Here is a 13,766-nt window from a genome sequence, read left to right as displayed (position 1 = left end):
GCGGGCCGGCCGCGCGTCACAGCGCGGTCAGGCCCGCCGCATACCGGCGCGCATTGTCCTGATAATGCCGCGCCGACTTGCGCAGCCCGGCAATGGCGGCCTCGTCAAGCTGACGAACCACCTTGCCGGGCATGCCCATGACAAGGCTGCCATCGGGGATCTCTTTGCCCTCGGTGATCAGCGCCCCTGCCCCGATCAGGCAGTTGCGGCCGATCTTTGCGCCGTTGAGGATCGTCGCGCCCATGCCGATCAGCGTATTCTCTCCGATCACGCAGCCATGCAGCATGACCTTGTGACCGATGGTGCAGCCCGCGCCGATCACCAGCGGATAGCCCATGTCGGTATGGCAGACCACGTTCTCCTGAACGTTGCTGCCAGCGCCGACGCGGATTTCCTCGTTGTCGCCGCGCAGCGTGCAGCCGAACCAGACCGAAGCCGCCTCCTCCAGCACCACCTTGCCGATCAGGTTGGCATCCGGGGCCACCCAGGCATCCGCCGCGATCTCGGGGGCCACCCCGTCCAGCGCATAGATCGTCATTCCTCGCCCTCCTCGAATTCCGTTTGCAGCCCGCGCACATGGTCGAGCAGGCTGGGCTGCTGCGTGCGCCGCAGCCGCGAGGCGGTCACGATGCTCTTCAGCCGCCGCTCGGTGGCGTCCAGATCCTCGTTGACCAGCACGAAATCGTAGGAGCCCCAGTGCGAAATCTCGTCCCAGCTCTTCTGCATCCGCCGGTCGATCACATCCGCGCCGTCCTGGCCGCGCGATTCCAACCGGCGTTTCAGCTCGGCGATGGAGGGCGGCAGCAGGAAGATCGACAGCGTGTGCAGCGCCAGCTCCGAGTTGGTCATCTGCTGCGCGCCCTGCCAGTCGACATCGAAGAGCACGTCCTTGCCGCTGATGATGGCGTCGCGCACCGGCCCCTTGGGCGAGCCGTAGAAATTGCCGAAGACATGCGCGTGCTCGAGCATCTCGCCATTGTTCACCGCCTTCTTGAAGGCGGTCTCGGTCATGAAATGGTAATCCTCGCCATCGACCTCGCCCGGACGCGGCGCGCGGGTCGTGGCCGAGACCGAAAAAATGATCGACGGATCCCAATCCCGCAGGCGCCGCGCCAGCGTCGATTTGCCCGCGCCCGAGGGCGAGGACAGGATGATCAGCAGGCCCCGGCGGTTCATGCTCGCTCACTCCACATTCTGTACCTGTTCGCGCATCTGGTCGATCACCGTCTTGAGTGCCAGCCCGGCCTGCGTCAATGCCGAAGAGCCGGATTTCGAACAGAGTGTGTTCGCCTCGCGGTTGAATTCCTGCATCAGGAAGTCGAGCTTGCGCCCCACGGCGCCCTTGTCGGCCAGCAGCGCCCGCGCGGCGGCGATATGAGCGGTCAGCCGGTCGAGCTCTTCAGTGATGTCGGATTTCACCGCGATCAGCGCCAGTTCCTGTGCGACTCGCGCCTCGTCGGCGCCGTCGGTGTTCTCCATCACGCGGGCGAGCGCCGCGCGCAGCTTGTCGGCCTGCTCGTCGCGCCGCGCCTCGACGATCTCGGTAGCCTGCGCCACCAGCGCCGCGATCTCGTCGAGCTGCCCGGAGAGAACCTGCGCCAGCGCCGCGCCCTCGCGCCCGCGCATCTCCGCGAACTCGCTCAGCGCGACCTCGAATTCCGCCAGCAGCGCCGTGCGCAGCGCGGCGATATCGCGCGTGGATTGCCCCGTCGCCATCACCCCGCGCAGCGCCACGATCTCCGCCGCGCTGGAGGGCGACAGCACCAGCCCCCGGCCTCCGGCGGCGCCTTCGATCCGCGCCATGGCGTCGAGCACGCGGGCCAGCGCCGCCTCGTCGAGCTCCGCCGCGGCCTCGTCGCTGTCGCCGGTGACGCGCAGCGAGATCTGCACATTGCCGCGCGCCAGCCGCGCCTGCGCCGCCTTGCGCACCAGTGGCTCCAGCCCCTCGATCCATTCGGGCAGCCGCAGCCGCAGCTCCAGCCCCTTGCCATTGACGCCGCGCAGCTCCCACGCCCAGCGGAGCCCCTCGGTTTCGCCGCTGCGCGATGCAAATCCGGTCATGGATTGCCGCATTTCCGCCTCCTTGTCTTAAGGCCGGGCGGGATGCCCCGAAGCCCACGGTTTTCAAGGGCCTACAGGCTGGATTGCCGCATGGCAAGCATCGGCGGCAGCGCGCCGGGCGTTAACCTTTGGGTCACAATTAGGGCGAAATTCGACCGCATTTGAGGTAACTTGAGACTCAACATGATGAGAATGGCAGGCAAGTTGGAACGGGGGCTCCGACCGCGCCGCGCAGCACGGGTAAAGGAGCGCGCGAGATGTTGGGAACGGGTGGAAACGGACGGGGTATCGTGTCGATGACCGATCGGGAAAAGCAGAAGCGGCTGGCGCCGGTACGGCTGCTGGAAAGCTACTGGCACGGGCTGGTGGGCGAGACCGGCGCGGTGCCGCTACGCAGCCAGATCGACCCGCGCGGCATCGAAAGCGCTCTGGAATACGCCTTTCTGGCCGAACGCATCGCGCCGACCCTCGCCAAGCTGCGCGTCGCCGGCACACATCTCAACGATCTCATGGGGATGGAGACCGCCGGCATGCCGCTTTCGGCGCTCTTTGCCCCCTCCGCACGCGAAACGCTGGCCGATGCGGTCGCCCAAGTGTTTTCCGAGGGCGCGGCGGCGCGGATCGAGCTGCGCGCCGAGGAAGGCTTTGGCAAGGGCGCCATGGCGGGGCATCTGCTGCTGCTGCCTCTGCGCTCGGATATGGGCGATATGAGCCGGATGATCGGGGTTCTCACCACCTCCGGGCGCATCGGTCGCACACCGCGCCGTTTCACCATCGACACGGTCGATCTGAAACCGGCGCTGCGCGGCGCCGTGGCACCGGTGCCGAGCATGCCCGAACCGCTGCCGCCGCGCGAGACAGAGCTGTCCGAGCCGCGCGCGGAGTTCACACCGGCCCCGAAACCGGAGGGGCGCAAGCACCCGTATCTTCGGTTGATCGTCTCGAACGATTGAGAGGTTCGCCCTTTTGAGAATAAAACCAAGTGGTTGCAAAGATTTTTAAACCTGACGCAAGAAGGCCCCGACATTTCCTGCCGGGGCCTTCTTACATTAAATCAATCGTTTGCAGTCCGTTATTCAGCCGCCATCGCAAGCGACGTTTCGGTCTGCAAAACCGGATGGAATTCTTCATGCATGCCGGCATAGGCCAGTGTTGCGCGCAGCATGCCCGCTTTCGAGCCGCAATCGAAGCGCTGCCCGCTGAAGCGGAAGCCGCAGAGCCCGACCCGTTCCACACCCTTGGCGATGGCATCGGTAAGCTGGATCTCGCCACCCAGCCCCGGTTCCTGATTGCGCAGGTCGTCGAAGATCGAGGCATCGAGCACATATCGCCCGACAACCGCCTGAAGAGACGGCGCTTTCTCGGCTTCCGGCTTTTCGACCATGCCCGAGGCACGCACCATCTGGCCCTCGGCATCGCCCAGCGGGTCGAGCACGCCATAGGCGGAAACCTCGTCCCGCGCGACCTCCATCGTCGCGACCATGTGGCCGGCACCGCCCTCTGCATAGGCCTCGAGCATTTCGCTGAGACAGCCCGGTTCCCCCATGATCAGATCGTCCGGCAGGATCACCGCCACCGGCCCGGGCAGAACCTCGTCCGCCGCACAGAGCACCGCATGGCCCAGCCCCAGCGGTTCGGGCTGCATGACGAAATGCGCCTGCTCGGCCTCCGGGTCAATGGCCGCGTCGTCCAGGTGATCGGCGATTTGATGCTTGCCCTTCTCGCGCAAGGTGGCGGAAAGCTCTTCATCCGCATGCACATAGCGTTCAATGGCGGATTTCGACGGGTGTGAGACAAAGATCATACGCTCGATGCCCGCCGCGCGCGCCTCGTCGATGGCGAATTGCAGCAGCGGACGGTCGAGCACCGGCAGCAGCTCCTTGGGCGTGGCTTTGGTCGCCGGAAGAAAGCGCGTGCCGAGACCGGCCACGGGGAAGATCGCAGTGCGCACGGGCTGGCTAGTCTTCTTTCGAGGGGTCGTCACGGTGGGCTCTCCTTTGCATGATCGTCGGTGATCGCTAGCGCCGCAGTGCGGCATATGCGTAAGAGACTATGCCGTTTCTCGCGAATTTCAAAATTAGGGTCCGCCGCAGACTGCAAAATCTGACCAAATAGGCGTCAAGTACGCTCTCTTTACCCCATTCACAAAAATGCGTTATTTCAATAGCTTGTTCCGTAGGCAGGTAATGATCGGAAAAAATCGTGACTTCGTGTAAAAATTGCATCCATTTCGGTTGAATTGAGGGCAGATCGCCGAAAATTAAGTTGAAAATTTAAGCGAACCTTGTCCAGCCCTCGCTGGCGCAGAAAAATTGCCGCAGGATCTTGGTTCCATGGAACTCAACGCCTAGTGTAAGTGTTACTAGCTTAACACAACACGGAGTGAGCCACATTGGCCGGCAGCCCTTAGGAAGGGCAGATTGGCACATTGTTATGGACGGACAGAGAGTCGACATCCCGCCCACGCGCAACGACGGGCAAACGCCCCGCCGCGCTGAACCTTATACTCGGATTGCCGTGATCGGCATGGGGAGCTGGGGCACCGCCCTGGCCGCAGTCGCGGCCTCGGCCGGTTGCGAAACCTGGCTCTGGGGGCGAAGGCAGAGCCTTGCCGACGCGATGGCCGAAACCCGGCAGAACCCTGAACATCTGCCCGGCATCGACCTTCCCGCTGGTTTGCATCCGACCTCCGATCTCGCAGCCGCGCTAAACGGCGCCGAAGCCGTGCTTTTGGTGACGCCGTCGCACACACTGCGCGAGATGACACGGGCGATGAAACCGCACCTGCCCGAGGGCATTCCGATTGCGCTTTGTTGCAAGGGGATCGAGCGCGGCACCGGGTTCCTGCTCAGCCATGTTGTCGAGGAAGAATTGCCCGGCCATCCGGTCGGCGCGCTCTCCGGTCCGACCTTTGCGCGCGAGACCGCGCTGGGGCACCCGACCGCCGCCACCGTGGCCTTCCCCTTCCGCCATCACGACCGCATCGCGCCTGAAAGCGCACCGGCGGCGCGGTTGGCGCTGACCATGCAGACCCAGGCCTTCCGCCCCTATGTCTCCGACGATCTGATCGGGGTCGAGGTCGGCGGCGCGGTTAAGAACGTGATCGCCATCGCCTGCGGCATGATGACCGGCGCCGGCTTTGCCGAGAACACCCGCGCGGCGCTGATCACCCGCGGCATGGACGAGATGAAGGCATTGGCCGAGGCGCTCGGCGGCAAGCGCGAGACCGTTACCGGCCTCGCCGGTGCCGGCGATCTGACGCTGACCTGCTCCTCCACCACCTCGCGCAACATGTCGCTGGGCACACAGCTCGGCCAGGGCATCCCGCGCGAGTCCTGTTTCGACGGCAAGCCCACTGTGGTCGAGGGCGAGGTCAACGCGGTCTCGGTGGTCGATCTGGCGCGCCGCGTCGGCGTCGAGATGCCGATCTGCGAGGCGGTGCACGCGATCCTGCACGAAGGTGCGCCGCTCACCGAGACCTTCCAGAAACTGTGGATGCGCCCCATCGAGGGCGAACCGCGCGCGCTCGACATCACGCTTCACCCGCATCAGGGAGACCCCGCATGAGCTTCGATCATCCCCATAACCGCGACATCGCCGGCTGCCGTTTCGTGCTGGCCACCGATCTCGACGGCACCTTTCTGGGCGGTTCCGAAGAGGATCGCGCGCGTCTCTATGACTGGATCGAAGCCAACCGCGATACGATCGGGCTGATCTTCGTCACCGGCCGCGATCCGAAATTCATCGGCGAGCTCTGTGACGGGGGTGTGCCCTGGCCGGAATATGTGGTGGGCGATGTGGGCACCACCATCGCCCGTGTCGAAGACGGCAAGATCCACCCCATCGAACCTCTGGAGGTAGAGATCGCCGAGACCTGGGGCGATGCCGGTGACAAGGTGCGCGAAACGCTGCACGGTCACCCCGGCCTGACGCTGCAACCGACGGATTTCCGCTATCGGGTGAGCTACGATCTCGATCATGCGGCATTCGACGACAGCGCGCATGATATCGTGCGCGAGATGGGTCATGACCCGCTGGTCTCGGACAACCGCTATTTCGACGTGCTGCCGCGCGGGATCTCTAAAGGGCCGTCGCTGCGTCGGCTCGTCAAACATCTCGGCATCGAGGAAGGCCGCGTGCTGGCGGCGGGCGACACGCTCAACGATCTGTCGATGCTGCAATGCGGGCTCCAGGCTGTCGCCGTCGGCGGCGCCGAGCAGGAGCTTCTCGATCAGGTGTCGAACCTGCCTCATGTCCACACTGCCGAGGCCATCGGCGCGGCGGGCATTCTGGAGGCGGTCGAGGCCTTCAACCTGCATCCCCTCCCGAAAGGAGTGTGAGCCATGTCCAGCGATCTGGTGATCGTCTACCACCGTCAGCCTTACGACGAGGTCGAGGTTGACGGTAAAATCGAATATGTCGCCAACAAGAGCCCGAACGGCATCGTTCCGACGCTGAAGAGCTTTTTCGGCAAGGTCGAGAATGCCGCCTGGGTGGCCTGGAAAGAGGCCGAAGATCCCTCCGATCCCGGCTTCGAGCGGGTGATCGAGATCGAGGATCCCTTTGGGAAATACACCGTCTCGCGTCTGCCGCTGACCGCATCGCAGGTAAAGAGCTTCTACCACGTCACCTCGAAAGAGGCGTTCTGGCCGATCCTGCACGGGTTCAAGGAAAAATATAACTACGATCCGGTCGACTGGCCGACCTTCAAGGAGGTCAACTGGGCCTTTGCCGAGGCCGCCGCCGCCGAGGCCGCGCAGGGCGCCAGCGTCTGGGTGCATGATTACAATCTGTGGCTGGTGCCGGGTTATCTGCGCCAGATGCGCCCGGATCTGCGCATCTCCTTCTATCATCATACGCCCTTCCCGGCTGCCGACATGTTCAATGTGCTGCCCTGGCGCGGCGAGATCATCGAATCGCTGCTGGCCGCAGATGTGGTGGGCTTCCACATTCCGCGCTATGCGTCGAATTTCATCTCCTGCGTGCGCTCGTTGCGGGATGTGGGCAATGTGCCCCGCATCAAGGTCGAGGACGACATGATGTCCGAAGGCTCGGCGCTTTCCGACCGCACCACCCCGACGGAGATCCATGTAGAGGATCATGTGGTGCAGCTCGGGGTAACCCCGGTGGGCGTGGATGTGGACTATATCAAAAGCCTTGCCGCTTCGGAGGAGACCGACAAGCTGGCCGCGCGCTTCCGCTCGGAGATCGGCCACACCCGCGTGCTGCTCTCTGTGGGGCGCACCGATTACACCAAAGGCGGTGCCCACCAGCTCCTGGCCTTCGAGCGGCTGCTGGAACGCCGGCCCGAGCTGCGCGGTCAGGTCCGGCTGCTGCATGTCTCGGTGCCCGCCAACCGGAATATGACGGTCTATGAGCCGATCCAGAAAGAGCTGGAAGAGATTGCGGGTCGCATCAATGGCCGCTTCGGCAGCTTCACCTTCCAGCCCGTCGCGCTGATTTCCCGCGCCATCCCCTTCGAAGAGTTGGTCGCTTGGTATCAGGTGGCCGATGTCGCCTGGATCACGCCGCTGGCCGACGGCATGAACCTGGTCTGCAAGGAATATGTTGCCGCGCGCAAGGATGGCGATGGCGTACTGGTGCTGTCGGAATTCGCCGGTGCCGCGGTCGAGCTCGGTGCCGCCGTGCTGACCAATCCGTTCTCCTCCCGCGCGATGGATTTTGCTATCGACATGGCGCTGGACATGCCCGAGGACGAGCGCCGCGCCCGCATGGAGCTTCTGAACGCCTCGGTGGCCAAGCGCGACACGCGGCACTGGGCCGAGGATCAGCTCGCCCTGCTCTCGCCCAAGGATTTCGGGGCCGCCTCTGAGGAAGCACCTCAGGTCGAGACGGCCTGAGAACGCAACGGCGTCTCTCACCGAGCGATCAAACCTCTGTCAGTCGGCGATTTTCGCCGCTGACCCTTCTTTGCGACAGCCTATAAGCAGGGGCAGATACCCTTTCCGACAGGTTGCCCATGTCCTGCCCCGAAATCGCCTTTGCCCGGCTCACCGACATCGCGCCCGAGCGCATCAACGCGCATATGTCCGACCCGCGGCTCGCCGAGCACATGCCGCTTCTGGGACGCACGCCATGGACCGACGACAGCTGCGCCGGATTTGTGCGGGCCAAGGAGGCGTATTGGGCGCGCGACGGTCTCGGTCACTGGGCCATCCTGCACGGCGGCAAATATGTCGGCTGGGGCGGATTCCAGAAAGAGGGCACCGAATGGGACTACGGTCTGGTGCTGGCACCGGAGCGTTTTGGCCTCGGCGCGCGGGTCACCCGCCAGGCGCTCGATTTCGCCCGCGCCGATCCGCGTATTCCCTATGTCACCTTCCTGCTGCCGCCGTCGCGGCGCCATCTCGGCGGACTGGCACGGTTGGGCGCGATGCGTCTGGGCGAGATCGCCTATGACGGCGAGACCTTCCTGAAATTTCGTCTCGACACCGCCTGAGCGCAAAAGAAAACGGCCGCCCGACCTCCGGCGGCCGTTTTCTGTTCGTGTCTTCGCAAATCAGACCGCAGCCACTGCCGCCGGGTGCCGCTCGCGCAGCGCGGTCAGCTCTTCGGCGACGAGGAAGGCCAGCTCCAGCGATTGCGACGCGTTCAGGCGCGGGTCGCAGGCGGTGTGATAGCGGTCCGACAGGTTTTCGTCGGTCACCGCGCGCATGCCGCCGGTGCATTCGGTGACGTCGTCGCCGGTCATCTCGAAATGCACACCGCCGGGGATCGTGCCGTATTCCTTGTGAACGGCAAAGAACTCGCGCACCTCGCGCAGCACCGCGTCAAAGGGCCGGGTCTTGTAACCCGAGGCCGATTTGATCGTATTGCCATGCATCGGATCGCAAACCCAGAGCACATTGGCACCCTCGCTGCGCACCGTCTCGATGAGACGCGGCAGATGCTCGCCGGCCTTGCCAGCGCCGAAGCGGGCGATCAGCGTCAGCCGGCCCGGATCGTTCAGCGGGTTCAGCTTGGCCATCAGCACCTTGAGGTCTTCGGCAGTCATCGAAGGGCCGCATTTCAGGCCGATCGGGTTCATCACGCCGCGCGCATAATCGACATGGGCGCCGTCCGGCTGCCGCGTGCGGTCGCCGATCCAGATCATGTGTCCGGAGCCTGCCAGCCACTTGCCCGAGGTCGAGTCGACGCGGGTCAGCGCCTCTTCGTATTCCAGCAGCAGCGCCTCGTGCGAGGTGTAGAAATTCACCTGATGCAGCGCCGCCGAGCGGTTGGAATCGACACCCGCCGCTTTCATGAAGTCCAGCGTGTCCGAGATCCGGTTGGCCATGTCGCGGTAGCGCGCGGCCTTTTCGCCCTCGGTAAAGCCCAGCGTCCACTGGTGCACCTGATGTACATCCGCATAGCCGCCGGTCGAGAAGGCGCGGATCAGGTTCAGGGTTGCCGCCGCCTGAGTGTAGGCCTGCAACATCTTCTGAGGGTTCGGCTGGCGACCTTCGGGGGTGAAGGCCAGCTCGTTGATGATGTCGCCGCGAAAGCTCGGCAGCTCGACGCCGTCCACCGTCTCGGTGGGGGCGGAGCGCGGCTTGGCGAACTGGCCGGCCATGCGACCCACCTTCACCACCGGCACCTTGGCGCCATATGTCAGCACCATTGCCATTTGCAGCATCACCTTGAAGGTGTCGCGGATCCCGTTGGCGGAAAACTGTTCGAAGGCTTCGGCACAGTCGCCGCCCTGCAACAGAAAGGCTTCGCCGCGCGATGCCTTGCCAAGCTCGTCGCGGAGGCGCCGCACCTCGCCTGCAAACACCAGCGGCGGATATTTCGAAAGCTGCGCCTCGACAGATGCCAGCTCGGCCTGATCCTCGTAATCAGGCATCTGGATCCGCGGCAGGGTTCTCCAGCTCGATTTGCTCCACTCGCTCATGGCTCTCTCCCAGACATTGTCCGTTAGCGAAAACGTCTTGCGCGTATACAGAACACGCGCGCGCATGGCCATAGGAAATAAACGACCTCTCTTGACGCTTTCCGCCATCTCTGCCCTTCTGGTAGGATCGTCCATAGCGAAACATGGGCGAGAGCCTTGGAACAATTGACGAAACTCGTGTCTTATGAGGTCTGGAATGCCGGTGCCGCGCAATGCCGTCGATGGGGGCCCGCAAGCCGGCCCCCGCCGTTTTGTCTTTGTCCTGCTGCCGGACTTTACCCTGTTGAGTTTCGCCGCCGCGCTGGAGGCACTGCGCATCGCCAACCGCATGGCCGGGGCGCAGGTCTATGACTGGATGCTGACCGGCGATGGCGGCGGTATGATGCGCTGTTCCGCCGGCACTGAGTTCAAACTCGACGGCGATCTGCCAGAGCTGACTCGTGACGACGTGGTATTGGTCTGCGGCGGCATCAACGTGGCGGGCGCCACCACCAAGCGGCTGATGAACTGGCTGCGGCGCGAGGCGCGGCGCGGGCTGATGATGGGCGGGCTCTGTACCGCAAGCTGGACACTGGCTCAGGCCGGGCTGCTCGACGGCAAGCGCGCCACCATCCACTGGGAAAACCAGGACAGTTTCGAGGAGGAGTTCACCGAGGTCACGCTGACAAAGTCGGTCTTTGTGGTCGATGGCAACCGGCTGTCGACCGCCGGCGGCACCGCCTCCATCGACCTGATGCTGAAACTCATCGCCGACGATCACGGCGAAGAGGTTGCCAATGCGGTGGCGGACCAGCTGATCTATTCAGCGATCCGTACCGACCAGGACACGCAGCGGCTTTCGACCCCCACCCGCATCGGCGTGCGCCACCCCAAGCTGGCGCAGGTCATCAAGATGATGGAGGCCAATATCGAGGAGCCGATCTCGCCGGCGCTGCTGGCCAAGGAGGTCGGCATGTCGACCCGGCAGCTAGAGCGGCTGTTCCGCCGCTATCTCACCCGCTCGCCCAAGCGCTATTACATGGAGCTGCGGCTGCAAAAGGCGCGCAACCTGCTGATGCAGACCGATATGAGCGTGATCAACGTGGCGCTGGCCTGTGGCTTCGCCAGCCCCTCGCATTTCTCGAAATGCTATCGCGCGCATTATCAGACGACGCCCTATCGGGAGCGCGGCTCCCAGGCGGGAAAAGATATTAAATCAGATACTTAGTAAGGTATTTGAATGTTTTATCGAAGCGTCTTTGATCCTCGCTTTACACTTTGTGTCGTATGTGAGCTCTCTGATACAATAGGCTGATAATATTGCAATAAAATATCACGGAATCGTTGCGCGATACAGCGTGCCGTTGACCTCGCTGAGAAACCAGATCTGCCCGTCCGGCCCCTGATCCACGTCGCGCACCCGCAGCGTTGCCTCGGACTCCAGCCTCTCGACCTCGCGCAGAGGCGTGCCCGAGAGCCGCGAGATGTAGTCGAACTTGAGCGAGCCCACGAGCAGGTCGCCGTCCCAGGCGCCGCCCGCAAGGAAGCTGATGTCCGAGGGTGCGATCGAGGGATCCCAGTAAAAGACCGGCTGCTCCATCCCGGGTTTTTCCGTGCCCTCGCCGATCTTAGCGCCCGAGTAGTGCCGCCCGTAAGAGATCACCGGCCAGCCGTAATTGGCGCCCTTCTCGATCCGGTTCACCTCGTCGCCGCCCTTGGCGCCGTGCTCGGCCACCCAGAGCTGCCCCTGCGCGTCGAGCGCCGCGCCCTGCGGGTTGCGGTGACCGTAGGACCAGATTTCCGGCTGCGCCCCGGACTGGCCTGCAAAGGGGTTGTCGGAGGGAACCGTGCCGTCCCGTGCGATGCGGATCACCGAGCCGTTGTGCCGCGACAGATCCTGCGCGGCCGGCCGGTCGCCGCGCTCACCGATGGTGACAAAGAGCGTGCCGTCGCGCGCCTCCACCAGCCGCGAGCCGAAATGCCGTCCGCCGCTGGAGCCCGGCGCCATCTCGAAGATCGTCTCGGTGTCTTCCAGCCGCGTTCCGTCCTCGGAAAGCCGCGCCTTGAGCACCGCCGTACCGGCGCCGCCGCGCTGGCGTTTCGAATAGCTCAGAAAGATCTCCCGGTTCTGCGCAAAATCGCGCGGGACGAGGACGTCGAGCAACCCGCCCTGACCGCGCGTATAGACCTCAGGCAGGCCTGACACTGCGCTCACCCCTTCGGGTGTCGCCGCAAGCAGCCGTCCGCCGCGCTCGGTGATCAAAACGGCGCCGCCGGGCAGGAAACCGAAGCTCCATGGCGCGTTCAGCCCCTGCATCACGGGGGCCACCTGAAGCGCACCGAGGCTGCTGTCGATATCCTGGGCCAGCGCCGGTGCCGCGGGCGCAAGCGCGATGAGGGTGGCGAAAAGGCTCTGGCGCATCGTCGTCTCCTGTCTCACGTTTGTCCCGCAGATATGGGGCCTAAGCCCTGTGGGACAAGCCAAAGAGGCCCGCACGCCGCAGCGGCAACCACGCGTCTGCACTCTTTTCTTTTTGCGATGCCGATCATAGGCTCCGCGCAGGACAACGCGTTCCAGCAAGGGAGAACCTGTTATGAAAAAGTGGCTTCTGGCATCCGCCGCCACAACGCTGCTTGCAACCGGGGCCGTGCAGGCACAGGAGGCAAAGATCGGCGTCATCCTCGGCTATACCGGCCCCATCGAATCGCTGACCCCGGCCATGGCCGACAGCGCCGAACTGGCGATGAAAGAGGTCAATGACAGCGGCAACTTTCTCGACGGCGTCACGCTGACCCCAATGCGCGCTGACAGCACCTGTGTCGATGCCGCCGCCGCCACCGCCGCCGCCGAGCGCCTGATCACCACCGACGGCATTGTCGCGATCATGGGCGCCGACTGTTCCGGCGTGACCGGCGCGATCTTGTCGAATGTCGCGGTGCCGAACGGCGTGCCGATGGTGTCGCCCTCGGCCACCTCCCCGGCGCTGTCGACCGTCGAGGATAACGGGCTGTTCTTCCGCACCTCGCCGTCGGATGCGCGTCAGGGCGAGGTTCTGGCCGGCATCCTGGGCGAACGTGGGATCAGCTCCGTCGCCGTGACTTACACCAACAACGACTATGGCAAGGGCTTTGCCGACAGCTTTGCCGCGGCCTTCGAGGCGGCGGGCGGCGAGATCACCCTCACCGCGCCACATGAGGACGGCAAGGGCGACTACTCGGCCGAGATCGGCGCACTGGCCTCGGCCGGCGGCGATGCGTTGGTGGTGCTGGGCTATTCCGATCAAGGCGGCAAAGGCATGATCCAGTCGGCGCTCGACACCGGTGCCTTCGACATCTTCGCTCTGGGTGACGGCATGTATGCCGACGCGCTGCTGGAGGATCTGGGGTCGGCACTGAACGGTAGCTTCGGCTCGGTGCCCTGGGCCGAGGGCGAAGGCGCCGAGACCTTCATGACGATGGCCGAAGAGGCCGGCATCAACAGCGAGGGCGCCTATACCCGCGAAAGCTATGACGCGGCGGCGCTGATCGCGCTGGCGATGATGAAGGGCGGCGAGGTCTCCTCGGCCTCCGTTGCGGCGAACATCCTCGACGTGGCCAATGCGCCGGGCGAGCCCATCATGCCGGGCGAGCTTGGCAAGGCGCTGGAAATCCTCGCCGAGGGCGGTGACGTGGACTATGTCGGCGCCACTAATGTGGAACTGGTGGGCCCCGGCGAGGCCTCGGGCACCTACCGCTATTACGAGATCACCGACGGCCAGTTCGAGACCGTCTCGGTCAAGTAATCGAAGAAGCATGAGAACAGGCAGCCCGGGATCTTCCCGGGCTGCTTCAA

The 13,766-nt window shown here is 64.4% G+C and carries 13 protein-coding genes; 7 read left to right on the top strand and 6 right to left on the bottom strand.

The window, feature by feature from the left end; translation table 11 throughout:
* Window positions 1–16: 16 nt before the first annotated feature.
* The 3 genes from I6N89_RS03995 to I6N89_RS03985 are packed head-to-tail and all read right to left on the bottom strand — an operon-like array spanning window position 17 to window position 2,061.
* Complete coding sequence (locus I6N89_RS03995) at window positions 17–538, bottom strand: gamma carbonic anhydrase family protein (RefSeq protein ID WP_207016930.1); 522 nt, start codon at window positions 536–538, stop codon at window positions 17–19.
* Complete coding sequence (gmk, locus tag I6N89_RS03990) at window positions 535–1,176, bottom strand: guanylate kinase (protein ID WP_207016929.1); 642 nt, start codon at window positions 1,174–1,176, stop codon at window positions 535–537. Before gmk ends, I6N89_RS03995 begins: the two co-directional genes overlap by 4 nt.
* 6 nt (window positions 1,177–1,182) lie before the next feature.
* A complete protein-coding gene (locus tag I6N89_RS03985) occupies window positions 1,183–2,061 on the bottom strand; it encodes a YicC/YloC family endoribonuclease (RefSeq protein WP_236016422.1) in 879 nt (292 codons plus the stop codon).
* A gap of 296 nt (window positions 2,062–2,357) precedes the next feature.
* On the opposite strand from I6N89_RS03985, the gene I6N89_RS03980 reads away from it, so the two are divergent.
* Window positions 2,358–3,014 (top strand): PAS domain-containing protein, encoded by a 657-nt coding sequence (locus tag I6N89_RS03980; protein ID WP_236016440.1) that lies wholly within the window; start codon window positions 2,358–2,360, stop codon window positions 3,012–3,014.
* Window positions 3,015–3,133: 119 nt separating this feature from the next.
* Here the strand turns inward: I6N89_RS03980 and I6N89_RS03975 are convergent, their stop codons facing one another.
* Window positions 3,134–4,045: a UTP--glucose-1-phosphate uridylyltransferase gene (locus I6N89_RS03975; protein ID WP_328805839.1), complete on the bottom strand. Its 912-nt coding sequence runs from the start codon at window positions 4,043–4,045 to the stop codon at window positions 3,134–3,136.
* Between the two features lie 449 nt (window positions 4,046–4,494).
* Between I6N89_RS03975 and I6N89_RS03970 the strand changes: the two genes are divergently transcribed.
* From I6N89_RS03970 to I6N89_RS03955, 4 genes are all read left to right on the top strand, one after another.
* Complete coding sequence (locus I6N89_RS03970) at window positions 4,495–5,628, top strand: NAD(P)H-dependent glycerol-3-phosphate dehydrogenase (protein WP_207016925.1); 1,134 nt, start codon at window positions 4,495–4,497, stop codon at window positions 5,626–5,628.
* Window positions 5,625–6,401: an HAD-IIB family hydrolase gene (locus I6N89_RS03965; protein ID WP_207016924.1), complete on the top strand. Its 777-nt coding sequence runs from the start codon at window positions 5,625–5,627 to the stop codon at window positions 6,399–6,401. The genes I6N89_RS03970 and I6N89_RS03965 overlap by 4 nt, the downstream gene beginning before the upstream one ends.
* A gap of 3 nt (window positions 6,402–6,404) precedes the next feature.
* Entirely contained in the window at window positions 6,405–7,922 is a 1,518-nt protein-coding gene (ggpS, locus tag I6N89_RS03960) for a glucosylglycerol-phosphate synthase (RefSeq protein ID WP_207016923.1), read from the top strand.
* Between the two features lie 119 nt (window positions 7,923–8,041).
* Window positions 8,042–8,521 (top strand): GNAT family N-acetyltransferase, encoded by a 480-nt coding sequence (locus tag I6N89_RS03955; RefSeq protein ID WP_207016922.1) that lies wholly within the window; start codon window positions 8,042–8,044, stop codon window positions 8,519–8,521.
* Between the two features lie 60 nt (window positions 8,522–8,581).
* Here I6N89_RS03955 and I6N89_RS03950 read toward each other — a convergent pair whose 3' ends face one another.
* Complete coding sequence (locus I6N89_RS03950) at window positions 8,582–9,955, bottom strand: class II 3-deoxy-7-phosphoheptulonate synthase (protein WP_207016921.1); 1,374 nt, start codon at window positions 9,953–9,955, stop codon at window positions 8,582–8,584.
* A 196-nt stretch (window positions 9,956–10,151) separates the two neighbouring features.
* Here I6N89_RS03950 and I6N89_RS03945 point away from each other — a divergent pair, with 196 nt between their 5' ends.
* On the top strand, window positions 10,152–11,162 hold the full coding sequence (locus tag I6N89_RS03945; RefSeq protein WP_207016920.1) for a GlxA family transcriptional regulator: 1,011 nt from the start codon (window positions 10,152–10,154) through the stop codon (window positions 11,160–11,162).
* Between the two features lie 105 nt (window positions 11,163–11,267).
* Here the strand turns inward: I6N89_RS03945 and I6N89_RS03940 are convergent, their stop codons facing one another.
* Window positions 11,268–12,356: a PQQ-dependent sugar dehydrogenase gene (locus I6N89_RS03940; protein ID WP_207016919.1), complete on the bottom strand. Its 1,089-nt coding sequence runs from the start codon at window positions 12,354–12,356 to the stop codon at window positions 11,268–11,270.
* A 172-nt stretch (window positions 12,357–12,528) separates the two neighbouring features.
* On the opposite strand from I6N89_RS03940, the gene I6N89_RS03935 reads away from it, so the two are divergent.
* The gene (locus I6N89_RS03935) at window positions 12,529–13,716 is read left to right on the top strand and encodes an ABC transporter substrate-binding protein (RefSeq protein ID WP_207016918.1); all 1,188 of its coding nucleotides are present in this window, start codon (window positions 12,529–12,531) and stop codon (window positions 13,714–13,716) included.
* Window positions 13,717–13,766: the final 50 nt, after the last annotated feature.

The organism is Salipiger abyssi, from assembly GCF_017311415.1.
GTDB lineage: Bacteria > Pseudomonadota > Alphaproteobacteria > Rhodobacterales > Rhodobacteraceae > Salipiger > Salipiger abyssi_A.
Note: the sequence above shows the minus strand (reverse complement) of the source record. Positions and strands in the feature narration are given on the sequence as shown.